The organism is Mycobacterium venezuelense, assembly GCF_054919535.1.
In genome coordinates this window covers 1-943 of record NZ_JBONDW010000058.1, presented here as the reverse complement: position 1 = coordinate 943, position 943 = coordinate 1, and the positions used below count along the sequence as shown (strand labels likewise).

Genomic DNA, 943 nt, shown 5'->3' with positions numbered 1-943 from the left:
ATCCTGGGCCTGGACCGCGTCGGTGTCGACGACTCTTTCTTCGACAAAGGCGGCGACTCGCTATCGGCCATGCGACTCATCACCGCCGTCAACACCAGCCTCGACACCGACCTCGCAGTCCGCACCCTCTTCGACGCACCCACCATCGCCCAACTCGCACCGGCTGTTTCTGAAAGCAGCTGTGAGCGAGTGCCTTTGGTGCCGACAGAGCGACCCAACCGAATCCCGTTGTCGTACGCCCAACAGCGGCTGTGGTTCCTCAACCGCTTCGAAGGTGGCGTGGCCACCTACAACATGCCGATTGCGTTCCGGATTTGTGGTGCACTCGAGGTCGAGGCGCTCGAGTCGGCGCTTGATGATGTGATCGCCCGCCACGAATCACTTCGCACGGTCTTCCCTGACATCGACGGCGTGCCATTCCAGAAGGTCCTGCCCGCCGAGACGGGTATGTGGCGGCGCGGCGGCTCGACTGTGGTGTCGTCGCCGGAGGCCGATGTGACCGACGAGTTGGTGTCGTTGGCCGGGTACCGGTTCGACCTGGCCACCGAGATCCCGATCCGGGTCCAGGTCTACCAGGTTGGCACCGGCCAATACGTGTTGGGTATCGTGTTGCACCACATCGCATTTGATGGCTGGTCGATGGCGCCGATGGTGCGTGATGTGTCGGTTGCCTATCACGCGCGTCGGCACGGCCAAGCGCCCGAATGGGTTCCGCTGCCGGTGCAATACGCCGATTACACACTCTGGCAACGAGACTATCTCGGTGAGCTGACCGACTCCACCAGTCGTATCGCCGCACAATTGGCGTATTGGGAGCAGACACTGTCCGGCCTGCCTGAGGTGGTGTCGTTGCCGACCGATCGGCCCAGGCCTCCGGTGCCCAGCTATCGCGGTGACGCGGTTGACTTACGCATCGACCCGCAGACGTGGGCGGGTATCAAGT

1 protein-coding gene is annotated in these 943 nt (G+C 63.0%); it reads left to right on the top strand.

The window, feature by feature from the left end; all coding sequences use genetic code 11:
* Positions 1-943 (top strand): condensation domain-containing protein (locus tag ACRCUN_RS34165; RefSeq protein WP_462146029.1); only part of this gene is annotated, 943 nt, incomplete at both ends.